Origin of the sequence: Streptomyces sp. SP18CS02 (assembly GCF_036322365.1) — a bacterium.
Classification (GTDB): Bacteria; Actinomycetota; Actinomycetes; order Streptomycetales; family Streptomycetaceae; genus Streptomyces.
The window spans coordinates 1-22,625 of sequence record NZ_JAQYXC010000275.1 but is presented as its reverse complement, the minus strand read 5'-3'; the positions used below and the strand labels follow the sequence as shown (position 1 = coordinate 22,625).

Genomic DNA, 22,625 nt, shown 5'->3' with positions numbered 1-22,625 from the left:
GTTTGGCCTCGTGATTCCCTGGCAGAACGGACGGCGGCGATGGGCCTGACGCTGGGCGTCCTGGGACCGGTGGAAGCCCGGGACCCGCAGGGGGACCCGGTCGCGCTCAAGGGGCCCAAGCACCGGGCGGTGCTGGCCCGGATCCTCGTCGCGCGCCGCCGTGTCGTGCCCGTCGCGCGGCTGGTGGAGGACCTCTGGGAGAAGCCGCCGGCGGACGCGGTGAGCGCCGTGCGCACCTTCGTCGCCGCGCTGCGCCGTGCCCTCGAACCCGACCGGCCGCCCCGCGCCAAGCCCCGGCTGCTCGTCACCGAGGGGCCCGGCTACGCCCTGAAAGCGGCCGAGGAGGACGTGGACGCCTGGCGCTTCGAGCGGGCCATCGCCTCCGCCGCCGAACTACCGCCCGCTGAGGCCGTCAGCCGCCTCACCGAGGCGCTCGGCTGGTGGCGGGGCCCCGCCTACGCCGGTCTCGACGACACCGGCTGGGTCCGCGCGGAACGCTCCCGGCTGGGGGAACTGAACTGCCAGGCCGTGGAGCGCCGCGCCGAGGCGCAGCTCGCCTTGGGCGCCGCCGCCCAGGCGGTCCCGGACCTGGACGCGTACGTCACCGAGCATCCCCGGCGCGAGGACGGTTGGTACCTGCTGGTGCTGGCGCTCTACCGGTCGGGGCGCCAGAGCGACGCCCTCTCGGTCGTACGGCGGGCCCGGCGGCTGCTCGGCCGACAGATGGGCATCGACCCGGGACCGAAACTGCGCCGGCTGGAGACCGACATCCTGCGCCAGGCCGGCCACCTCGATCCCGGTCCGGGCGGTACGGCCGCCCAGGTCTGGGCGGAGGCGACCGCGGCCTACGAGCGCGCGGTCCCCTCGTACGCGCGCGCCCGGCTGGAGTCCACCGCCGGGCTGATGCGCGACCTGGCGGTCACCGGCGGCGGGGGCCTGGAGGCGGCCCGCCGCCACCGGGTGTCCGCCGTGGCGGCCGCCGAGCAGCTCGGCGACCCGGAACTCACCGCCCGCGTCATCGGCATCTACGACGTGCCGGCGGTCTGGACCCGCTCCGACGACCCCGAGCAGGCCCAGTGGCTGGTCGACGCCGCCGAACGCACCCTGCGACTGCTGCCCGCCGGCGTCCACGACCCGGCCCGTGCCCGGCTCCTCGCCACCATCGCCGTGGAGTCCCGCGGCACCCTCCCCGCCGCAGTGGCGGCCTCCGAGGAGCGGGCCCGCGCCTACCAGGCGGCCCGGCAGGCCGAGCAGCTCGCGCGCGGCCTGGAGGACGGGCCGCTGCTGGCCTACGCGCTCAACGGCGTGTTCATGCAGACCTTCCAGCGCGCGGGACTGTCCCCCCGGCGGGACACCCTCGGCGCCGAGATCGTCTCCCTGGCGCAGCGCAACGACGTCGTGACGTACCAGGTCCTCGGACACCTCATCCGTCTCCAGTCACGCTGCGCGGTGTCCGACCTCGCCGGAGCCGACCAGCACGCGGTGGCCGCCGACCGGCTCTCCCAGCGCTACGACCTCCCGCTCGTGGGCGTCTTCACCACCTGGTACCGGGCCCTGCGCACGGCCCTGACCGGGCCGCTCGCCGCGGCCGACGAGGCGTACCGGGAGGCCGACGCCGCCCTGGAGGGCGCGGGGATGCCGGGACTGCGCAACGGGCTGCTGCCGCTGGCCCGGCTCGGGCTGTACCTGTCCCACGGCGTCGAGCCGCCCGAGGACGCCGCCGAGGCCGACTGGGGACCGTACGAGAACTGGGTGCGCCCGTGGCTCCTGGTCAGCTCGGGGGAGACGGAGGCGGCGCGCGCGGCGCTGGAAAACATCGCCTCGCCGCCGCGTGACCTCATGTTCGAAGCCCTGTGGTGTGTGGTGGGCAAGGCGGCCGCGGCAGTGGGTGACCACGCAACGATGCGCCGGGCGGTCCGCCAGCTGCAGCCGGCCGAAGCGGAGTTGGCGGGTGCCCAGAGCGGTCTCGTCACCTTCGGACCGGTCTCGGCATGTCTGCGGGAGCTGTCCGAGGGACTCGACGGCCACCGGTAGGGCACTGCTCGGTGCGTGACCCGTATCGGCCCAGTGCCGCCGGTCTTCCCGGTGCCGGGGGCGGACCTCGGCTCTCGCCCAGTCGAAGACCCGTGGCCCGTGGGAGCCGGTGCCACATGAGCGGCGTTTCCACTTCTGCCTCGGCAGATCGTGGAACAGGTCGTGCACCGGGTGGTCCATGGCCCAGCGGGAGACGACGGTGTCGTGGCGGGGGGTGGCCAGGACATGGAAGACATCGGCCCGCTCGAGCTCGGTCCGCCAGCTTTTCGAGTAGCCGTATCCGGCGTCCGCTGTCACCCAGCCGAAGGGGAACTTCTCCTGATCGTGTCGTCGATGCCGGCCCGTCGGCATCGGTCACGGTCGGGGTCTTCCTCGCCTATGCCACCAGTCGCGGCCGCACTCTCATCGACCGGTGCCTCTACCTGCCCGCCTCCTGGACCGACGGCGTGTCAGGAGAGCGCCCGGAGGGTGTGCCAGCTCAGCTTTTTCGCGTCATCCTGGAGGCCCTTCGTCCATGCGTCGCCGAAGGCTTCCGCGGCCTCGTCGATCTTCTGACGCAAGATTCCGCCCTTCCTGAATATTGTTTTGATGTCCTTGATGGCGTCGTACGCCTCCTCGCATTCGGGAAGTTCTCTCATCTTTTTGAGGACGTTCGGAAGTCCGGCATCGGGTGACCCCGGCGCCGCTACCTCCGCCCATGCTTGCTTTGTGGCGGCCGCGCAGTCGTTGATGGTCTTCGCGAGAGCGTTGCTCTTCTCCGAGCTTTTCTTGACGGCGTCGTCCGCTGCCTGTGCGGCAAGAATCTCCGAGACCTTAACTCTCTGGGCGACCTGAGCGTCGGCAACATCGACCTCGTAGATGGAGTACCGGAGGTTGGCTGGGTCGTACCACTCGTAGCTCACGCTTTCGCCCGGCAGGATCACCGCCCAGCCAGTAGCCCCCTGCTCTGCCAGTGCCTCTTCCGCTGCCGTGGCGGCGGTCTGGCGGACCCAGTGAGTGGCCCCACCCAGGTTGGGTTCCCGCATCGGCCCCGCGATCGGGCCTTCCCCCCTCAGCAGGAGCACCCTGCCGTATATGGCGTCCTTGCTGTCGGAGATATTGGTGAGTTCGGCGCAGTTGTGCTCTTCGTTGACGCGCAGCGCGTACATGCTCTCCCAGCCTGTCGCCGGCGGAATCTGCTGCCCGCCTTCAGGGCACGCCAGAAGCGGCGTCGTCGCTGGATCCCTCGCCTGGAGGGGTGCGGCAGCGGCGGGGGCCGATATCAGGCTCAGCAGCAGGGCCGTTGCTGTTGCCATAGCTGCCGTGTGTCGTTGGCTGTGTCCGCTGGGCATAACCGCCTCCCGTGCTCCCCATCCGGACACCTCCATCATCTCTCCGGCTGAGTGGCGCCACCACTGTGGCCCGCAGACTATTACGCGGTATCCGCTTTCCCGGCGGTGGCTATGACGACTTCTTGGGGAGTCGTTTGTAGAGGAGTTCGGGAGGCGTGTGACCCAGGGTGCAGTGATCAACATCGACAAGTTTTGATGTCGATAGTGTGTGCGATCACGGGGTTGCGGGGTCTGCTTCATAATCCAGCTGTGGACATATCCGATGAGGGACAGCCGCTCGATCCCGTCTGGCTTGAGATCAACAACAACGTGTGTGGTGCCCTGGCAGGAGTCCCGGGTGCATCGTTGGTCGCCGAGCGGTTCATCGGGGCCGGCTGGAGTTCCAGATCAGGCTCGTCGTGGGAGTCGTATGAGGTCGAGACCAGCTGGTGCCGCATCGAGGTCGACCCGACCGACGGGGACACGCTCCTGAACGGAGTTGTCGATCCTCAACGGCTCGAGGATCTGGCTGCGCTGCTGACCCGGTTCGGTCTGCGGTTCAGTCTTGAGCTCTATGGCGATGACGGGGAACTGCTGCGGGAGATCGAAGCTGGAACCCCGTCACCGCCTCATGACGCAGCTCCGCGGTCTCTCAGCCGGCTGTTCGCTCCGCTTGGGCTCGGGTCGACGCGAGCCGGTAGGAGTCAGTGCCGGTCTCGATGATGGTGCCGTTGAACGTGAGCCGGTCGACGATGGCCGCGCAGAGCCTGGGGTCGGTGAAGGTCTTGGTCCAGCCGCCGAAGGACTCGTCGGAGGCGATGGCGACGCTGTTCTTCTCCTCGCGCTCGGTCAGGACCTGGAAGAGGAGTTCGGCGCCGTGGCGGTCGAGTTCCATGTAGCCGAGTTCGTCGATGCAGAGGAGATCGACGCGTCCGTAGCGGGCGATCGTCTTGTTCAGCTGCTTCTCGTCGGCGGCCTCGACCAGTTCGTTGACCAGCTTCGTCGCGAGTGTGTAGCGGCCGCGGTAGCCCTTCATGGCGGCCTCGGTTCCCAGCGCGATGAGCATGTGGGACTTGCCGGTGCCGGAGTCTCCGATGAGGCAGAGGGGCTGGCTCTTCTTGATCCATTCGCAGCTGGCGAGGGTGTGGATGGTGGCCGGGTCGATGTTCGGGTTGGCATCGAAGTCGAAGGACCGCAGGGACTTCTCCCGGGGGAAGCCGGCTGCCTTGATCCGCCGCTCCGAGCGGCGGCGGGCCCGGTCGTCGCACTCGGCCATCAGCAGTTCGGCGAGGAACCCGCGGAAGGTCATCTGGTCCTTGATCGCCCGGCCGGCGATGTCGGAGAACTCGTTGCGGATCGACGGCAGCCGCAGCAGGCGGCAGACGGAGTGTGTGACATCCAGGCGGAATGAATCTTCGCCGGGAGCACCCAATGAGGGCGGGACGGCCCTGAAGAGGTTCTTGGACCAGGCATGGGGCCACCGGGCCACGGCCACGCGCGCAGGGGATGACCGTCTGCTGAGGAGCGTCTCTGGGGGGCCGTTGGGGGGACTGCGCGGCGTGAGGGAGGCTCCGGCCGTCGGCATCCTCGCTGCCGCTCCGGACGATCTTGCGCGCGTACAAGCAGGCCCGGGCCCGGTAACCTCCCTCGCCACCGAACCCGTCGAGCGCCAACTGCATGCCGCCGGGGACCGGACGGCCGGTGGATCAACGGGCCAAGGGGTCGGAACTGCTGCCGCCAGGCGAGGCCGGACGCCGGCAGCGGGGTATCACCAGGGCTTGAGCGGCACGCCGAGCGGGCGGCCGAGGCCGCCTGCGCTCGACACCCTCACCGAGGCCCTGGGTAGCGCCGAGCCGGAGCTCGCGCAGGCATTCCCCGCCAAGGCGGCGCCCGCCGGCGCCTGGGCGTTGCCCTCGACGACCAGGCGACGGAGCCGCCCGCCGCTGCGGCGAGTGTGCCCGCCGTGCTGAATAGGCGAGTGAGTGGCTTCGCACATGCTCCGGACCCTTCCGCGAGCGCGCCGTTCGTCACGCGACCGCACGACGTCTTGCGCCAGGCCGACCCGGCCGAGCAACTTGCCAGCAGCTCGTACACGCCTGGATTGCGGAACGTTCGGCGATGACATGGCATCAGCGGTCGAGTCCGGCGACGGTGCTCCAGCGGCAATGGAGGCCCTTGCCTGACCGGCCCGGGCCATGTGGAACCACCACCTGCGCCGTCACCGGCGATGCGTAGGAGCGGATGCGGATATGCACCAGTCAGGCATTCAGAGGTGCGGGATTGCGAAATCCGCAGCTGATGCGGGCCGGACGTTTCGGCCGCCTGGCTTGTTGAGCGGTGCTTGAATGCGCCAAAGGCCGTGCGCGAGGCATCAAGTGTCAGCCTCATCATGGCCAGAATCGAACAAAGGCGCGGACTCTAGTGACGGTTAACCGTATGGTCTTTCTCTGCGGCTCGCGGGGGCGGGCCTGCATCTGAGCTGCGCCATGAGCGCATGCAATGCGACAGGGGGAAGATATATGCGCACTTCTCGCAGGTCCGCGACGATCGCGGTCACCGCTGCCGTCGTCGCCACTCTTGGGGTCGGACCGGCGTCTGCCGAAGGAGGCTTCAGCGCGTCCATCAGCGCATGGCTGCCGGGTAAGGATTCTCGACAGTGGACGGACAACAACAGGGACAACGACCCGACCACAGTGGGCTTCGCCGGCTGCTCAGTCGACACCGGACGGTTCATCTACGCAGGTCTGCAGCTCAAGCTGAATCGCGCCTCTCTGCCCGACCCGGTTCTCGCCCGCGATGACAACCACTGCAACGTCACGAGCTTCGGTGACCGGTCGGCGGGAACGTACTACTTCCACTACTCGAACCTCAACGGTGCCACAGGCGTTGCGGCTCACCTGACCGTGAACACAGTCGTGGTCAAGTACTGACACTCTGGGAGCGCCCGGCCGCAGTTCACGTTCCTGCCAGGCGCTCCCCAGTGCTGCTGAACCATTGAAATAGAGGATTCTGGTGCCACTGCAATTCCTGGACTGCACTTTCGCCTATCGTGCCGGCACACCGGTGATAGACGCTTTGACCATGGCTTTTCCGGCCGGTTGTACCGTGCTTCTCGGGCCGAACGGTGCCGGGAAGTCGACGCTGCTGTCCCTCGGGGCGTCCGCGCTGAATCCGGATTCCGGTGAAGTCCGTTTGGGTAGAAGGAACAGCGCGCGCGGACGTGACCGTCGGGGCTATCGCCAGGCCGTCGGCTGGCTTCCGCAGCAAGTCAAGGCGATCCCGTCGCTCACGGTGAGGGAACAGGCCGCCTATGTGGGCTGGCTCAAGGGGCTGTCACGCGCCGAGGCGTGGGAGCGGTCCGCCGCTGCGCTGGCCCGGGTCCGTCTGACGGAGCTCTCCGAGCGTGGCAGTCATGAGTTGTCGGGTGGTCAGTTACGCAGACTGGGCATCGCGCAGACGCTGGTGCACGAGGCGCAGGTGGTGCTGCTGGACGAGCCGACAGCCGGTCTCGACCCGGTTCAGCGCGGGATCTTCCGTGACCTGCTCGCTGAGCTGTCGTCGTCGGTGAATTTCATCGTCTCTACACACCAGACCGAGGATCTCGCCGACATCTACGACACCGTCGTGGTGTTCGACCGGGGGCGCCCCGTCTTCGAGGGGTCCGTCCCCGCCTTCTTCGCCACCGCTCCCGCGGATGTGGCGCCGGAGCGGCGCGCGGAGAGCGCCTACCGCGGTCTCGTGCGCGGGGAGGTGTAGGGAGTGCGTTTGAGTACCGTGCTGAGGTCGGGTCCTTCGGTCTGGGCTGCGACCGTGCTGGTGCCCCTGCTGGTGTGGTCCGGTGCCGGAAACACCACCTCGACCATCGCGTACGCGCCCTCGGTGTCGGCTCAGTCCACCATCGTCCTCGGCTATGTGAGCGCGGTGTGCGGGGCGTGCGCGGCGTGGGAGGCATCCCGGCTGAAGGAGGGTGGTGTCTGGTCGCTGGCTCCGGCGCGTGGTGGCCTGGCCATGGCCGGGCTGCACCTGGGGCCGGTCGCCGTGCTGGGGGTGGTGGGGCTTGGTGCATCCCTCGCTGTCTACGCGTCGGCGGCCTTCGCCGACCCATCGCCGATGGGCGCCGTGATTCTGGCTACTGCCTTTGCGGTGGTGCTGGCCCATATCGCGCTGGGCTGGCTGCTCGGACGGCGCATGCCGCGGGTGCTGGGGGCGGCCGTCATGCTGACGTTCGGATACCTGTGGGGATTCTGGCCCGGTGCCGTGGGGGATATGCCGTGGCTGCGGCATCTGAACGGTCAGGGTGTCACCGAGTGCTGCGGACTCGACCGCGAGCCGTCCTTGCGGAGTATGGCCGCCACGTGGGCCTTGTCCGCCGCCGTCGTCCTCACCGTCGTCCTCGCCTCCCGTATCCGCCGGCGCGGTGTCCGGTGGTGGGCCTGCGGCGGAGCCATGGCTGCGGGTGTGGCCGCGGGCATGGCCTTCGCGGTCCCTCTCGGCTTCGAAGGAACCCAGGCGCGTGACACCGCTCTGCTCACGTGCACCGGACAGGCACCCGAGGTATGTCTGTGGCCCGAGCAGTACGCGCAGCGAGAGCGGATCTCCGGATGGGCCGCGGATGCTTCTCGACGGAACGCGGCAGCGGGAGTCGAACCGGCTGGGCGTGTCGAGTTCGGCGAAACCGCACCGGATGAGACGACCGTGAGGACCATCGTGTCCACCGCGTCCATGCCGGTGGATCCGCCAGCATGCGCCTTGCGCCCGAACGCTTCCTACCCCGGGGACGCGGCCTACGGGCCGCTCGACGCCTGGCTGGCCCTGACCGGCGGAGCCGACCCCTCCATTCTCAGCGAGCGGTGGCCTGCGCAGGACGTGCGGCTGGCCGAGCAGGTCCGGCAGCTGCCGCCCTCCGCGCAGCGAGCCTGGTACGAACGCAACCTGCGCTCGCTGCGCGACTGCTCCATCGCTCCCGATCTGGCCCCCGCGTCGTATGCGGCAGGGGCCGGGGATGGGCCGTGAACTGGTGGCTGCGGGCCCACTGGGCAGCCTGGTGCGCCGGGACCGTCGTACTCATGCTGGTGCTCGCTCCGCTGCTCGTCGGATCGAGCCTGCCCATCCCCTCCCTCTTCGCCGGGATGGCCGGCGCCCTACCCGTCCCTCTGATGCTCCCGGCGATCCCGGCGGCCATGGCGCTCTACGCCGCCCAACGTGTGCCGCACGGCTACGAGTTGACGTCTGTGCGCCCGCAATCCCGTTACCGGACGGTGTGGATCGTCGGGATCTGCTTCCTCGCCGCGGCCGCCGCCGTGCTGGAGATGGTCGTCATCGACTTCCCACTGGCCCTGGCCGTCGTCAGAAACCTCGCCGGATACATCGGCACCGGGATGATCGTCCAGTATCTCGCCGGCCGGCAGTACGGGCCCATCGCCGTCGCCGTCCTGCCCCCGACCTGTGCGCTCATCGGCCTGGGCTCGGGCGGCCGGCCTTTCAGCTGGACCTGGCCCCTCCATCCGACCGACTCACCGTGGGCCGCCGCGGCAGCCCTCGGCCTGCTGGCCCTGGGCCTCACCGTCGGCCCTCGCCGCCCGCCTTGGCGCTCCGGCGGTCATACCTGACAAGGGCGCGCGGGACGGCACTGCCGGGCCCGCCCCGGGGCGCAGTCTCGTCCGCTGCCCGGACCTCGTCTCCGCCCCGGGCAGGGCACGGCACCCCGCCTGCCGGATACGGACGGGAGAGTCCTGTCGGCGCGGCCGCGGGCACCAGCCCGCGGTCCCACACGTGACTGATCGTTTCTGCGGTGAATCCGGCCACTCACACGAATGAACGCCGCAGATTGTGGGCCGGGTGGCCGTGAGCGGGTGCCGGGGGCTGCTCGTCGGGGAGGGGCCAGAGGTGGGGGAGGGCGGTGGCCAAACCCAGTCGAGAACCGCAGGCGTGTGCGTCGGGCGCAGCCCGGCACGGCGGATGCTCTCGGGTCCGTCTTCGGTGACGGCGCGGGCCTGGACGCAGTGATGGCGCAGGAACAGGAGTATCCCGGCCTGATCCTGTGAGTCGTGAGTGTCGAACCACTCGATGCCCTGTGACATTGGGCGCAGGCCTTGGGCGAGTTCGTTGAGGATCATGCTTGCTCGGTCATGATCAGCTACCGGAATCCAGCGAGGCGAAGACCTCAGCGGTCTCGTCGGCGAAAGCGCAAAGCTGCTGCACGGCCTGCTGGCAGTTGTGCGGGTCGAGAGCCGCCACGGCCCGGACTTCGAGCCAACGGTCCCAGGGGCCGCCCGGGGCGAGGAACCGTGCTGCGTACTCGGAGCCGAGCATCTCATCGACGTACAGGAGCGTCCCAAGGACGATTGCTTGGTCGTAGTCGAGGTCGGGACGCAACAAGTAGTGATCGAGGTATGCACTGAGGAGTTCGGCATCAGCTGCAGTGCTGAACTTCGCTAGGGCGACGCAGTATGCCGCGCCCGCATACGGCCCCTCGCTGGCGAGTAGGAGCCGGCCTATGAGCTCGCGGAACTCGGACCTGTGGGCCACAGCGACCATCCAGGCGGCAGTCTTGCGCTCGCGCCATCCACCCTCGAAGAGGACGCTGAGCTCCGCCGGAGTGATTTCGTACGCAGCCTGAGCCAGATCCCGCACAAACGCGGAGCGCTCGACCGGGCTCAACCGGAAAACGCTCCCGCCCAACCGAAGGTATCGCCGATCAGGCGTGACGAACCGCCGAACCAGATCCTGCAACTCGGGATCACTCCTGATATCACGCATAGCCGCATCCTGGCCCGAGACGGCACGCATGTGCCACAGGTTTGCCGACTGCCTCATTCGACCGGCGGTTAGCGCGTCTTACGCTTGGAGACTTCGGTCTTGCGGAAGGCTTCCATCGCGCCCGCACCCCGCTCTCGCCCCGAGTGCGCCACACCGGAGTGACGCCGGAGGTCCTCCACTGCTGCTGGAGCCGCTCCATCACCGCGCGGACGGTGTCCTCGTCGGCGGCGCTGATGTCCAGGACCACGAGGCCGGGCTCGGCGATGTACTGCTCGTCGATCTGCATGACATCACCGACGATCCCGCGCCAGCGGCCGGTTCGCCTGTTGCTGGAGAAGCGTCCGTTCGAGCGACGCTGGGCACCGGCTGGCCCGATGCCGGAACCAACGCTCGTCCTGCCCGGGGAACCGTCCCAGGCAGAACGAGCTGCCCTGCGGGGCTCGTTCGCAGCTTGGCTCGGCGGCGGGCGCCCATACATCCACGCGGTCCGGCCTGGCGGATCAGTCCTACAGCCCTGACACGAGGACCTTTTCGCATGAAAATTCGATTGGTACGGGTTCGGTAACACGGCGCTATGTGGAGGCCCATGCTCCGTACAGTGCTCAACCGCCGGGCCCGATAAGGGAGTAGCCGGGCACTCTCATCACCGCAAAGGACGTACTGATGCTCCGTACCCGCACAATGGCCGCTGCCGGCACCGCGGCCGCGTTCGCCGGCCTGCTCGCCCTGCCCGCCCCCGCGCAGGCCGCCGGCTCGGTCCACCTCTACAAGATCTACTACGACAGCCCCGGCAGCGACCGCGGCGCCAACGCGAGCCTCAACGCCGAGTACGTGCAGATCCGCAACACCACCAGCGCCGCGGTCAGCCTCAAGGGCTGGACCCTCACGGACGCGGCCAACCACAAATACACCGTCGGCGCCTTCACCCTCGGCAAGGGCAAAACCGTCACCATCGCACCGGCAAGGGCACCAACACCACAGCCAACCGCTACCAGCAACGCGGCTGGTACGTCTGGAACAACGACCGCGACACCGCCACCCTCAAGCGGGCCAACGGCGCCAAGGTCGACACCTGCTCCTACAACTCCACCAAGTACGACTGCACAATGTGCTGAAACCGGGTGGCGCCCGCCGCCGCAAGGGCGGCAGGCGCTGCCAGCCGGCCCCGGGCACTCGCGCCGCTGCCGGACCTCGTCGGCTCCGCGCCCTGACAGGAGCACGGTAAGCGCCGGATGCGCAGAGAACAGCCCCGCCGGCGCGGCCGCGATTCACCAGGCACGCGGCTCTGCATCCGGCTGATTGTTTCTGCGGTGAATCCAGCCACTCACACGAATGAACGCTGCCCCGAACCACCCGCCGGGGCGCTGCGGTTCCCGCTTTCTGGATGAGCTACAGCCGGAATCAGGGAAGGGCAGCGACGGTATGGCCAAGACCAGGCTTCACATCAAGGTGGCGGTGATGGCGACAACGGCCCCGGCGATGCTCGTGACGATTTCGCCCGGCCTCGGTGGCCGGGGCGGCCCAGGTGCAGGCGGCGCCGTCACTGGTGGAGGCGATCGCTGCCCTGCCGGCGGACACCGAGCGGCGTGAGGGCTACGACCGGGAGAAGGAGTTCGGCAACTGGATCGACGCCGACCGCGACGGGTGCAATACCCGCGCCGAGGTCCTGCTCGAGGAGGCCATCGAGGCGCCGACCGTGACCGGGCGCTGCACCATCACGGGGGGGGCCGCTGGTATTCGTACTACGACGACCAGTACCCCACCGAGCGGATCGACATCGACCACCTGGTGCCCCTGGCCGAAGCCTGGGACTCCGGCGCCTACGCGTAGGAGCGCAGCCGGCGGGTGGCCTACGCCAACGACTTGTCCGTCGCTCATCATCTGGTGGCCGTCACGGCCCGCTCCAACCGGCAGAAGGCCGACCGGGATCCCGCCGAGTGGATGCCGCCGCACTGCCGCTACATCACCGAATGGGTCGAAGTGAAAAACCCTAAGGCCTCACCGTCGACGAAGCCGAGAAGACCACCCTCCTGCAGGAAGCCGCACAATGTCCTCAGGCGGAAGCGGTGATCGCCCCCGGTCGGTATGTCTGAGCCCGCCGCCGCAGGCGACGTCTGCTTCGGCTGGTGGAGCAGCTTCCTGGCCGTGCCCTCGCCGGCATGGGGAAGCCTGGGATGTGAGCGGTGCAACGCAAGCCCGATCCGCCCCTGCAGCCGACCGCGACCAGCATCCCCTGCATCGCGCCGCACCCCGCCGAACGACACTCTCAAAAGCACACCGCGCGGCCTGCGCCTCTGAGATAGAACCATAGAAACGGCCGCACCGGGCGGGGAAGCGGGGGCGGCCGCGATGCGCCCTGTGGCCGGCAAGCGCAGCGGTACTCCAGACCGCAGCCGGAGTTGGTCAGGGGTCCGCAAGCGCAGGTTCTCGGCCGGGATGTCGGCGTGCGGCCGGGCGGCGATCCCGGTGGTCCCGGCTGATCCGTGCGAGCGCTGGACCGGCTTCAGCGTGCCGTACCCGCAGACAAGGCGACCGCTGCCGTGAGGCGGGCGGCGCTGCTCTGAATGGAGACGATCAGACATCACAGTGACACGGCAGAACGCCGCCGGAACCCTTCTCCCCGGTCACGTCGTGCACGGCCGTGTCGCTCACCAAGAGGAACCGAACAAGAGCATGATTCTGGTCACGGCCGGAACTGAATTCCCCGATGACCTGCGCGCCGCGCAGACCCGCCTGCACCAGGCGACCGCCGAGCTGGCCGCGCTGTGCCGCAGCCTGCCCTGGAGCGTGGAGCCACTGCCCGGCTGGCCCGGCACCGAACACCCGCACACCGGCGAAATGACCGGCGGCCGGGACGCCAGCCCCGGCTGGACCGAGGAACAGAAGACGGCAGTCCAGCGACTGCGCACCGAGTGCGTCGATCTGTCCGCCCGGGTCGCGACCCACCCGTTCTGGGCCACGGTCGAGGCCGGAACGCGCATGCAGACCCGTATGGAGCTGAAGCAGGCCACCGCGCCCACCGCGACACCGGTGCTCGACGTGGCCGAAGCCGCCTGACCGCTGCCGTCCGACTGGACTGGACCGTGCCCGACACCCTGCCGCCGCCCTACCCGCCCGACGACGAACGGCTGGCCGCCATCGAGGCATATCTGACCGTGCAGCTCATGCACGTCAGACAACAACGCGCAGCCGTGGCACGCCGCCAGGAGATCCAGCAGCGCACGGCCCCGCCGCCGGTGCCGGCCTACCGGATCCAGCGCGGCCTGGACGCCATCCGCACCCCCGTACAGGTACACCTCGGCACCTGCGCCCTGGCAGGCAAGGGCGCAGCCGGCGTTACAGAGGAGGCCGCGCGGCGGGCGCTCGCCGACCAGGTCCGGCCGTGCGCGGTGTGCCGGCCCGAGACCGAACTGGGCATGATCGACGGCTAGGGCGTGTCCGGAAAGGCGATGGCTCGTTGCTCCGTTTGTGGTGCGTCGACATGAACTGACGGATGATCGTGGGCGTTGATTGCTCCGTTGCCGGCTCCGGGCCGGATGGGCCGGCCTGTGCGGGACCGGCGCCAGGTGGTGAACGGGATTCTGTGGAAGCTGTCCACCGGTGCCGCCTGGCGTGACCTGCCCGAACGGTACGGGCCGTGGAAGACGGTCTACGAACGCTTCCGCCACTGGTCCGCCGATGGCACCTGGGACAGGCTGCTGGCTCATGTCCTGCAGCGTTCCGACGCCGTCGGGACCGTCGACTGGACGATCGTGTGTGTCGACTCAACGACAGTACGGGCCCATCAGCATGCAGCCGGGGCCCGAAAAGGGGGCTTTGGGAAGGCGAAGCACTCGGCCGGTCCCGCGGCGGGCTGACCAGCAAGATCCACCTCACCTGCGACGGCCGGGGCCGGCCGCCGGCGTTCACGCTCACCGGCGGGAACGTCAACGACTGCACCCAGTTCGTAGCCCTTGTCCGCGACGACGCGGTCGGGCCGGGTCCGGGGCCTGCCCGGGCCCCGACGTGCGATCCGGATCCGGTCCATGACTGCCTCGGCGAGTGTGCGGGCCCGGCTGAGGGTGGAGGCGGCCCGGGACTGCACGGCGTGGAAGTCGAGGCGGCCCTGGCGCCAGATCATCGCCTCCCCGTCGAGTACAGTCCCCTCCCGGCAGCGCCATGCCGGCGAGCGCGAGGTCCATCCACGTGCCGGTCACGTCCCGGCCCGAGCGGGACTGGAGCCGCACCGTGTCCGCCTCCCGGAACATCACCACCCGGTGGCCGTCATTCTCCAGACTGCGAGGTGTCTCATGAGACACCGGCGGCTGAGCCGCCTCTCTTACCGCCAAGTCATTGGCTCGGCTTGCACTGGCCGTTGTGCACGGTTGTCAGCAGACTGTCAGCACGAACCATCAGTGCCCGGAAGGTGAGAACCCTTGCTCTTTGCGACTGGCAGTGTCGTCATATGCCTATGGCTGATCCTCTTTACCTGGGTCGGCTGGCGGCGGCGCAGGTATGGCGGCGGCGGAGCATCCACTGCTGAGGCATGGGGCGAGCTCTTCCATCCGTCACAGCGGCACGTGCAACAGGGACGACGCCGAATCCGGTGCACCCCCCAGCTCTGTCGACCTCGACTCCGGCAAGGCGGTTATCCGCCCCGCGCAGAGCGCCACGACCAAGTACGACGCGCCGTAACCGTTCGGCACGTCGCCATCCGCCCGAGCGCGGCTGCCCGGAGTCCTCGGTTTCCTCCAGCCCTGCGCCTCTACGGACCGGCAGCAGCCGGTCATCTTGCCGGACCGCTGCCCCCGCACCAGCAGGCTATGTCCGCGCCTTGGCGGCCGATCAGCGGCGAGTTGGTCTTCTCGCCGTCTACCTCCGTAGGCGCATGAGCTCGGAGCGTATTTCTACTCCAGCAGCTTTTCGCTGGTGCAGTAACTTGCCAACGCCCCTGGAAATGACCAGCTGCCGCAGAGCAGGACAACCGGAGGATCATCCATGCCCCGAGAGGCGCCGTACCTCGCAGTAGCCGACGTGCTGCGCGCGCGGATTCTCTCCGGAGAGTGGGAGATCGGGGAGTGCCTGCCGTCCCGGGCTTGGCTTGCCGTGGAGTACGGGGTCGGACGCAACGTCATACAAAGGGCCATGGACCGTTTGATCATCGAGGGTCTCCTCGAAGGCCGTGCCGGCTCGGGCACCTACGTCCGCAGGCCGCGAGAGCGCCTCCGGCTGGTCCGCTCGCGGCACCGCGAACGCCGGGAGAGTTCTCTTCCTTGGCAGGGCAGGAGGGAGCGGGGCAGGGCCGACGCCTGGGATTCACACAGTCAGGTCCGAGTCCCAGCTCCCGAGCCAATCGCCGAGCGGCTCACCATCAGTCCCGGGGACCTCTGTGTCTGTACGCATTACGAGTTCCTCGCCGACGGGCAACCTGTCCAGCTTTCCGAATCCTGGGAGCCGATGGCGATCACGGATGGAACGCCGATCGTGCTGCCCGAGATGGGCCCCCTGGCGGGTAAGGGTGTGGTCGAGCGCATGCGTTCCATTGGCGTGGTCATCTCGACTGTGGTCGAGGTGCCGCGCCCGGCTCGTGCCACCCAGCTGCAGGCGAACCTCCTGGGGATCAGCATGGGAGACCTCGTGCTGCAGATCGAGCGGACCATCTTCGACACGGACGGACGTCCGGTGGAAACAGCCGACATGGTCATTCCGGACATGTGCCGGGAGGTGGTCTACGAGTTCGGAGTCGACCATCCGTAATCGTTGAAGCCATTAGAGAGACATCGAAAATTCGACAACAGGGTATTCCATGGCAAAATCCTCCCGGCTTGACCTCTTGCAAAATCGGGACTTCGTGCGATTGTTCGCTGCCACTGCGCTGGGTCAGTTAGGCGACCGCATCATCTTTCTGGCCTTGCCTCTGGTTGCCATCGTGGCATTGCATGCCGACGAGTTCCAAGTGGGCTTACTGGCCGCGATGACTTCGACAGGATCGCTTCTGGTCGGGTTGCCGGCGGGCGCGTGGGTGGACCGCATGCGGAAGCGATCGGTGATGATCAGCACTGATCTCGCTCGCGCGCTGTTCCTTTTGACGATTCCGATGGCATGGTGGGCGGGCCTTCTCACCATCTGGTGGCTCTATACAGTCGCCTTGGTTCATGGAGTGTTGACTGTCTTCTTCGATGTTGCGTACGTCAGCTATCTCCCGCACTTGGTGGGACGGGGCAATCTCGTGGAAGGGAACTCGAAACTGTCGGCCATACGCTCGGTGACCAGTATCAGCGGGCCGACGGTGGCGGGGCCGCTGGTCGGCCTGGTTGGAGCGCCTGCAACGCTTTTGGTGAGTTCGGCTGGGATGGCTATGTCGGGGCTGCTCGCGATTACCATCAGGAAACGCGAAGAGAAGCCCGAGCCGAGCGAGCGTCCGCAATTGGCTGGCGAGATCAAGGAGGGGCTGAAGTTCGTCGTCAAGTACCCCACCCTCCGTGCGATCATGCTGGGGGATGCGGTATTCAACCTCTTCCTGGTCATGTATCAGACCATGTTGCTGGTCTTTTTGGAGCGGGAGATTGGTCTCCAGTCCTTTGGTATCGGCCTCATTTTCTCAGGGATGGGTTGCGGTGCCTTGCTGGGCGCACTTTTGGCAACCAGGGTCTCCAGTCAAGTCGGGCAAGGTCAGGTCATCTGGCTGGCATCGCTGTTTACCTGTCCGTTGACCGCGCTCATGCCGTTGGCCCGAGCGGGTTGGAGCGTGTATGTGGCTGCGATCGGACTCGCGGCTCTGTCACTGGGTGGAGTCGTCCGTGTGGTGGCTCAGTCAAGCTTCCAGCAGGCCCTGACGCCGGATCGGCTTCTGGGTCGGATGAGCGCAACAGCTCGGTTTGTTTCCTGGGGTGGCATTCCTCTCGGTGGGATTTTGGGTGGAGCCTCGGGCTCTGTGTTCGGAGCGGTAGGCACTTTGTGGATTGGTGCAGCGGGTATGACACTGAGTGTTCTTCCGAACTTCCTGTCACCGCTTCGGACAATGCGCACGGTGCCCACGGAGAACGCTCCCGGATTCGCGCGTTGTGGTGTCGCTGATGGCTGACCAACAGGCGCGTACGACTTGTAGGGCCAAGCGTCTTCACTCAGAAATGAAGTGGGTGCGGTCGAAGGGGATGACGAAAGCCGATTGTTTGGTGGCCTGCTCGCGCAGGGCTGTGTTCTCAGCGAGCAAGACGGCGATGACGGTAGCGGCTGCGTCGACCTGGTCCTGAAGTTGCTGTCGCTCTTGCCGATTGTTCCTGAGTTGGCGTCGAAGATCAGCGATCTCCTGCGTCTGCCGTTGGTCGTGGAGACCTGCGGGCTCCGGCCGATGTGGTCGTCCCAATCAGCAAGCACGTCGGTGGCGCGGTTCATGGTGGCTCGGCTGACGCCAGCCTCCCGCCAGAGGTTGTTCTTTGTCAGCTTGCCGTCGGTATGGGCCGGTCGGCCGGTGAATAGTCGCTCCACAGCTTCCCGTAGTGCCTTCTCGGCCCGTGCCGAGACCTTGACCTGAGGGGCCTTGCTCATGCGCCGTCTGCCTTCTTGAGCGCGAGTTCGACGTCACGGATCTGTTCGTCGATGGCAGCTCGGCGGTTCGGGGGCAGCCGTGGCTGGTCACGGAGTCGACTCAGCGAATCGTGCTCGGCTTTCCAGAACGGTAGGTGTTCGGGGGCGATGATGCTGTTGCTGCAGCGTGCGGGCTGGCAGCGGTCGATGAGTGGCCCTCGGTGTCCCGGGGGCACGATGGCATCTTCCAGGCACTTCGCGCCGACGGGGTTGTTCTCGTCCATGGTGCAGTGGTTGAGCTTTCCGAACCGGATCGACAGGTGCGTGCGCTTGAGCAGGCCGTGTTCGACGCGAATGTCCCCTCGCTGGGCCTTTCCGTTCGCTCGGAGGGCTTCGGCCTTCTCCCGGACGGCAGCGAAGGCCGAACGCATCTGGTCTGCGCCGGGCCCGAAGCCGATGGCCTCGCCGCGGCTGTCGGCGTCGAAGAGGTCCCTCAGCCGTTGGAACCGACGTTCGGCGATGGCGGTGGTGAGGAGACGGGCCCAGGAGGGGTCGTGATCCATGTAGCCCTGGGTCCAGCGGTTGGCCAGGGCTCGGGTGGCTGCGTGCTTGAGCTGCATGCCGACAGCGATTTCCGATCCGGGATAGTCGCGGGTGAGCATGGCCATGGTCCGGCGGAACATGTGCGGGGTGACCTTGCTGGGAGGGATCTCGGCGAGACCGGTGACGCTCCGGTGACGGTTGACGTGCTGGATGAAGCACCTGATAGCGGTCTGGCTGGTGAAGCCGCTGCCGTGGAAGCGCGGGGTGACCGCCGCGAAGGCGAGGGTACCGCTCATCGACAGGTGCATGGCCGTTTCGATGGCCTGGGCAACCGGTGCGATGATCCACCGGTGGGCGGTGGGCAGGTCGGGATCGAGCTCGCGTTTGACCGACTTCACCGCCGGGGTGCCGAAGTACTCGGTGAGAGCGTCTTTGGTGATCTCGCGGATCTCGCGGATCTCGCAGTCACGCATCATCGACAGCGCGGCGACGAAGACATAGCAGGCATTGCGCAAAGCCAGGCACTCCACTGCGAGTTCGCGGGGCTGGAGACTGTCGTGCCAGGGGCCGCGGCTGCCGTCCGGCCTGGTCACCTCGCACAGTCCGTCGATCAGACTGGTGCGGATGCGGCCTTCGGCAACGAGCCGTTCGGCGGCGGCCCGGCGGGCCAGGCCGATGCGCTTCTGCTTGGTGAAGAAGGCCATCTTGCGGGACTCGAACCCCATCAGGAAGGTCAGCAGCTGCCAGTTCACCGTCGGTTTCTCCGTGAGCTGGTGCACGGGGACCTCGTTGCCGGGGTCGGCGACCCACGCGGTGAAGCGGGTGTCCGCCTCGGCCGTGGACAGCGGGCGGGCTTCGATCTGGAGACGGTGCCAGTAATCGAGTGCGCGCAGGATGTCGGGGCCGAAGTCGTTGATGTAGGTCCATGCAGCGCGGACGAGCGGGAACCATGTCTCCGGCCGGATTACAGGGGTTTTCAGTTCGGGGACGGTGGGGTGGCCGACGACGGCGTTCGTGCTGGTGTCGGGCAAGGGATCACGTGCCAGCCCGCTGCTGGCCAGTGTTCCCCGGAAGCGGTGCAGGGTCTTGATCACGTGGACGTGTCCGGTGGCGCTGGCCGCTTCGCCCTGCTGGCAGCGGTGCTCGATGTAGGTCTTGAAGTCGTCGTCGCTCCAGTCGCCGACCCATGGGGGAAGCTGTCGGGAGACGCCGTAGGCGTGCAGGGCTCGCAGGTGTCCGATGCGCTGGGAGACCGTGTGCGGTGCCACCGGGTCGGGCGGAAGATGCAGCCCGCGGGCGAGTACGGCCGGGTGGCGCGGGTTGAACCAGATCATGGCCATCTCGCGGGCCAGGAGATTCCAGTGAGGGTCCAGCTCGCGGAAGAGCACGCGGAAGCCGCAGGCAGCCAGGTTCGGTGCCCTGCGGACGATGCCGTTCAGGTCCCAGCAGCCGGTGTCGACATGCTTGCAGAACGCCTCGATCGTCTGCCGGTAGTGCGTCGCCGAGGTCGGACCGTAACGGGCGTCCTCCACCAACTCCACCCACTCGTTCGCGAGTTCCCCGGCCAGCGTCGCGCAGGCGAAGCGTGCCGGATCGAACGTCACTGTCCGGGGGCGGCCCTGACCGTCGACCGTCGACACCTCGCGGACGCCGACCCGGGCCGGGGCCGCAGGGCGAGGAACAGGAGCGGGGAAATCACGGGTGTAGTGTCCGCGTCGGGGCATGGCCAGCGTCCTCCAAGTCCATCAGGGTGCGGGCGATCGTGATGTAGGAAGCGCCGCCGGCGGCCGTCCACTCGCGGAAGGCGTCATCGACCTCCCGCATCGGGTCCTTCAGGTAGCGGATGTAGCGGTAGGTGGTCGACGGGTGTGCGTGGCCAAGGCGGCGCTGGACCACCAGCAGCGGATTGCCGGTCATGTGGTCCAGCAGCGTGGACATCGGCAGTCCCTGGTCCTCGGCATCGTTCAGGGCCTCGCGCGTCAGGAAGATCAAAAGTCGCAAGGCGAAGGTGTGCCGAAGGTCGTGGTAGACCCAGCACCGCCTGGGCAGCACCGGCGCGGGCCGGTCGCCGGCCCACGCCTTCATCCGGTCCCAGGCCCTCCAGCGGATCTTGTCCCAAGCCGAGAAGGTGAGCATCCTGCCGCCCTGACCGGTGAACAGCGCAAGCGGATCGAGGCCGTCACCGGTCTCTACCACCGCCAGACGCCGAAAGTCCGGCTTCATGTTCTTGACCGTGCGCGTGATCGTCCGGCCGTCGAGTACCCCGCGGACCCTCGTGCCGTCGGCCTCCAGGCTCTGGATTACGAACAGCTCTCGGTGCCGCCGTCGACGTGAGCGTTGGGCCTTCGCCACGATCTCCGGACGTTCGAGCAGCAGGTAGGGATCGAGCAGTTCCATCGGGTCCGGTGCGACATAGACCGAGCGCGGCCGTCCGAACTTGGCGCAAGCCTTCAGCTCGACGTCCGCGAACGCCGGCCGCCGGCCATCCACCAGACCGAGCTCGGGCAGGAGCAAGGTGGACCACTCTTGGATCCGCATCCCCGTCATCAGCGCCAGCTCGCAGGTGGCGCGGTTTCGGTGGGGCCGCCAGCCCCGGAACGAGACATCCAGTCCGGCGCCCGGAGTCAGTCCCCCATAACGGATCAGTGACGGCTGTCATGCTCTCGCATCCCGTGTCGTGCAGCCAGCGCTTCGCCGGATGGTGGCTGATACTGGCCGCTGCAACACGGTGCCGGAGGTTACGCGGGGCGCTGGACCAGGCCGGCCGACGCGTTGTCCTCCCAGCCGTCCTCGATCTGCATGTAGCCGAGGTAGGCGGCGGACCCCGCTGTCCAGCAGCACTCAGCCCCGACAACCCTGTCGTCGCCGGGCGGGCGCCAGTGTTCTCCGTGACGGGGTGGCGGGGGACGAGGAGGGCGTCGGGAGAGGGCGTCCCGATCCCCGGGTCGGCCAGCCCCGTCTCGGACCTGGACGCAATGTTTGTCCTGGTGCTGTTGCAGAGCTGCTGTGCGGGTCAGCGCTCGGGTTTGGGGGACCGCTGCATGAGCGCGGCCGCGGCTTCATCGGGGGTGAGTTTGTCGTGCAGCAGGGCGGCCATCACCTCGGTGATGGGCATCTCGACGCCGTGCGCGTGGGCCAGGCTGAGGATTGCTTCGGCGGACTTGACGCCTTCGGTGGTCTGCCGGGTGGCCGCCGTGGCCTCATGGATGGTCATGCCCTGGCCAACGTGGGTGCCGAAGGTGCGGTTGCGGGAAAGCGGCGAGGAGCAGGTCGCGACCAGGTCGCCGAGGCCGGCGAGGCCGGAGAAGGTGAGCGGGTCGGCGCCCATCGCCAGGCCGAGACGTGTGGTCTCCGCCAGCCCGCGGGTGATGAGCATGGCCTGGGCGTTGTGGCCCAGGCCCATGCCTGCGGCGATACCGACCGCGAGGGCGATCACGTTCTTCAGCGCCCCGCCCAGCTCGTAGCCAATCACGTCGGTGCTGGTGTAGGGGCGGAAGTAGGGCGTGTGGCAAGCCTGCTGGAAGCGGCGAGCGGCGTCCTCGTCGCGGCAGGCGATGGTGGCGGCGGCGGGTTGGCCGGTCATGATCTCGCGAGCCAGGTTCGGTCCCGACAGCACCGCGACCCGCTCAGCGCTCAGGCCGGTCACCTGTCTGATGACCTCGCTCGCGCGCTCACCGCTGCCCAGTTCAATGCCCTTCATCAGCGACACGATCACCGTGCCGGGCTCGATGTGCGGCGCCCACGCGGTCAGACTTGTGCGCAGGGACTGGGCGGGGATGGACAGCACCAGGTAGTCCGCGCCCTCCAGTGCGGCGGCCGGATCGGTCGTCGCGGTCAGAGCGGCGGGCAGTTCGATCTCCGGGAAGTAGCCGGGGTTGCGGCGTGTGCGGTTGATCGCGTCGGCGATCTCCGCGCGACGGGCGTGCACCGTGACAGTGCTGCCGGCGTCCGCGAGGATCTTGGCGGCGGCAGTGCCCCAGGACCCAGCTGAGAACACCGCCGCACGGCCCGAGCGGTGCTGGCTCACTGCACGGTCCCTCTCGCTGGATACTGGTTCGCCGCCCAGGCGGCCGCCGGGCCCGGCCACCCTACCGGCCCGCCTGCCGCTACAGCGGCCAACTACATCGCCCAGGAGGGCGCCTGTACGAGCACCGCGCGCCCCATAGTTCTACCAGGATGCTGCCCCGGCCTTCCGGTATACGCGGGCGGTATACGGCCAGCCTGACGAGGCCATCGACAATCAGCGGGGCCTGGGTGCCGAACCCTGGACTATGCGTCATCATGTCAGCGGCATCGGACATAATCCGGCTGTGGATTTGAGACCGGAGCTGTTGCCCCCGCCTGTGGGCAGTCGGCGGCTGGACGAGCTCAGCTGCGAGATCGACCGGATCGCCCACTTGGTGGCTCGCTGTCCCGGCAAAGCTGACGAGGCGATCCGCGCCTTCAATCACGCGACAGGCCATGAGTACGGGG

General features: G+C 68.0%; 20 protein-coding genes and 3 pseudogenes. 14 read left to right on the top strand and 9 right to left on the bottom strand.

Features of this window, described 5'->3' with window-relative positions:
- Positions 1 to 39 precede the first annotated feature (39 nt).
- The gene (locus tag PUR26_RS11140; protein ID WP_329871675.1) at positions 40 to 2,034 is read left to right on the top strand and encodes an AfsR/SARP family transcriptional regulator; all 1,995 of its coding nucleotides are present in this window, start codon (positions 40 to 42) and stop codon (positions 2,032 to 2,034) included.
- A 30-nt stretch (positions 2,035 to 2,064) separates the two neighbouring features.
- Here the strand turns inward: PUR26_RS11140 and PUR26_RS11135 are convergent.
- From PUR26_RS11135 to istB, 3 genes and pseudogenes are all read right to left on the bottom strand, one after another.
- Positions 2,065 to 2,396: pseudogene (locus tag PUR26_RS11135) on the bottom strand (IS701 family transposase); the annotation flags it as partial.
- 87 nt (positions 2,397 to 2,483) lie between these two features.
- Complete coding sequence (locus PUR26_RS11130; RefSeq protein ID WP_329872021.1) at positions 2,484 to 3,329, bottom strand: hypothetical protein; 846 nt, start codon at positions 3,327 to 3,329, stop codon at positions 2,484 to 2,486.
- 667 nt (positions 3,330 to 3,996) lie between these two features.
- Positions 3,997 to 4,776, bottom strand: coding sequence for an IS21-like element helper ATPase IstB (gene istB, locus PUR26_RS11125; protein ID WP_329872002.1), 780 nt, complete (start codon positions 4,774 to 4,776; stop codon positions 3,997 to 3,999).
- A 1,087-nt stretch (positions 4,777 to 5,863) separates the two neighbouring features.
- Here istB and PUR26_RS11120 point away from each other — a divergent pair.
- The 4 genes from PUR26_RS11120 (at position 5,864) to PUR26_RS11105 (ending at position 8,953) form a co-directional block, all read left to right on the top strand.
- Positions 5,864 to 6,274, top strand: a complete 411-nt coding sequence (locus PUR26_RS11120) for a hypothetical protein (RefSeq protein WP_329871673.1) — start codon at positions 5,864 to 5,866, stop codon at positions 6,272 to 6,274.
- 82 nt (positions 6,275 to 6,356) lie between these two features.
- Positions 6,357 to 7,100: an ATP-binding cassette domain-containing protein gene (locus PUR26_RS11115; protein ID WP_329871671.1), complete on the top strand. Its 744-nt coding sequence runs from the start codon at positions 6,357 to 6,359 to the stop codon at positions 7,098 to 7,100.
- 3 nt (positions 7,101 to 7,103) lie between these two features.
- Complete coding sequence (locus PUR26_RS11110; RefSeq protein ID WP_329871669.1) at positions 7,104 to 8,357, top strand: DUF7224 domain-containing protein; 1,254 nt, start codon at positions 7,104 to 7,106, stop codon at positions 8,355 to 8,357.
- Positions 8,354 to 8,953 carry a hypothetical protein gene (locus PUR26_RS11105; RefSeq protein WP_329871667.1) on the top strand — a complete coding sequence of 200 codons (600 nt, stop codon included), beginning with the start codon at positions 8,354 to 8,356 and terminating at the stop codon, positions 8,951 to 8,953. The genes PUR26_RS11110 and PUR26_RS11105 overlap by 4 nt, the downstream gene beginning before the upstream one ends.
- Here the strand turns inward: PUR26_RS11105 and PUR26_RS11100 are convergent.
- The 3 genes from PUR26_RS11100 to PUR26_RS11090 are packed head-to-tail and all read right to left on the bottom strand — an operon-like array spanning position 8,858 to position 10,389.
- Positions 8,858 to 9,460 carry a DUF5958 family protein gene (locus PUR26_RS11100; protein ID WP_329871665.1) on the bottom strand — a complete coding sequence of 201 codons (603 nt, stop codon included), beginning with the start codon at positions 9,458 to 9,460 and terminating at the stop codon, positions 8,858 to 8,860. The genes PUR26_RS11105 and PUR26_RS11100 overlap by 96 nt on opposite strands.
- 16 nt (positions 9,461 to 9,476) lie before the next feature.
- A complete protein-coding gene (locus PUR26_RS11095) occupies positions 9,477 to 10,103 on the bottom strand; it encodes a DUF6000 family protein (RefSeq protein ID WP_329871663.1) in 627 nt (208 codons plus the stop codon).
- Positions 10,096 to 10,389, bottom strand: coding sequence for a DUF6207 family protein (locus PUR26_RS11090; protein ID WP_329871661.1), 294 nt, complete (start codon positions 10,387 to 10,389; stop codon positions 10,096 to 10,098). Before PUR26_RS11090 ends, PUR26_RS11095 begins: the two co-directional genes overlap by 8 nt.
- Before the next feature lie 377 nt (positions 10,390 to 10,766).
- On the opposite strand from PUR26_RS11090, the pseudogene PUR26_RS11085 reads away from it, so the two are divergent.
- The 9 genes and pseudogenes from PUR26_RS11085 (at position 10,767) to PUR26_RS11040 (ending at position 17,616) form a co-directional block, all read left to right on the top strand.
- A pseudogene (locus PUR26_RS11085) lies at positions 10,767 to 11,218 on the top strand (lamin tail domain-containing protein).
- Between the two features lie 529 nt (positions 11,219 to 11,747).
- Complete coding sequence (locus PUR26_RS34650) at positions 11,748 to 11,933, top strand: hypothetical protein (RefSeq protein ID WP_443077031.1); 186 nt, start codon at positions 11,748 to 11,750, stop codon at positions 11,931 to 11,933.
- Between the two features lie 843 nt (positions 11,934 to 12,776).
- Positions 12,777 to 13,160 (top strand): hypothetical protein, encoded by a 384-nt coding sequence (locus tag PUR26_RS11075; RefSeq protein WP_329871659.1) that lies wholly within the window; start codon positions 12,777 to 12,779, stop codon positions 13,158 to 13,160.
- A 26-nt stretch (positions 13,161 to 13,186) separates the two neighbouring features.
- Positions 13,187 to 13,534, top strand: coding sequence for a DUF6233 domain-containing protein (locus PUR26_RS11070; protein WP_329871657.1), 348 nt, complete (start codon positions 13,187 to 13,189; stop codon positions 13,532 to 13,534).
- 37 nt (positions 13,535 to 13,571) lie between these two features.
- Positions 13,572 to 14,106 (top strand): annotated as a pseudogene (locus PUR26_RS11065) (IS5 family transposase); the annotation flags it as partial.
- Between the two features lie 491 nt (positions 14,107 to 14,597).
- On the top strand, positions 14,598 to 14,777 hold the full coding sequence (locus PUR26_RS11055; RefSeq protein ID WP_329871655.1) for a DUF6191 domain-containing protein: 180 nt from the start codon (positions 14,598 to 14,600) through the stop codon (positions 14,775 to 14,777).
- Positions 14,778 to 15,080: 303 nt separating this feature from the next.
- Positions 15,081 to 15,839, top strand: a complete 759-nt coding sequence (locus PUR26_RS11050; protein ID WP_329871653.1) for a GntR family transcriptional regulator — start codon at positions 15,081 to 15,083, stop codon at positions 15,837 to 15,839.
- Positions 15,840 to 15,888: 49 nt separating this feature from the next.
- On the top strand, positions 15,889 to 17,166 hold the full coding sequence (locus PUR26_RS11045) for an MFS transporter (protein ID WP_329871651.1): 1,278 nt from the start codon (positions 15,889 to 15,891) through the stop codon (positions 17,164 to 17,166).
- Between the two features lie 51 nt (positions 17,167 to 17,217).
- Positions 17,218 to 17,616, top strand: a complete 399-nt coding sequence (locus PUR26_RS11040) for a hypothetical protein (protein WP_329871649.1) — start codon at positions 17,218 to 17,220, stop codon at positions 17,614 to 17,616.
- 10 nt (positions 17,617 to 17,626) lie between these two features.
- Here PUR26_RS11040 and PUR26_RS11035 read toward each other — a convergent pair whose 3' ends face one another.
- The 3 genes from PUR26_RS11035 to PUR26_RS11025 form a co-directional block, all read right to left on the bottom strand.
- Positions 17,627 to 19,792 carry a hypothetical protein gene (locus tag PUR26_RS11035; RefSeq protein ID WP_329871648.1) on the bottom strand — a complete coding sequence of 722 codons (2,166 nt, stop codon included), beginning with the start codon at positions 19,790 to 19,792 and terminating at the stop codon, positions 17,627 to 17,629.
- Between the two features lie 55 nt (positions 19,793 to 19,847).
- Positions 19,848 to 20,666: a hypothetical protein gene (locus tag PUR26_RS11030; protein ID WP_329871646.1), complete on the bottom strand. Its 819-nt coding sequence runs from the start codon at positions 20,664 to 20,666 to the stop codon at positions 19,848 to 19,850.
- A 499-nt stretch (positions 20,667 to 21,165) separates the two neighbouring features.
- Positions 21,166 to 22,179, bottom strand: a complete 1,014-nt coding sequence (locus tag PUR26_RS11025; RefSeq protein WP_329871644.1) for an NAD(P)H-dependent glycerol-3-phosphate dehydrogenase — start codon at positions 22,177 to 22,179, stop codon at positions 21,166 to 21,168.
- Positions 22,180 to 22,625: the final 446 nt, after the last annotated feature.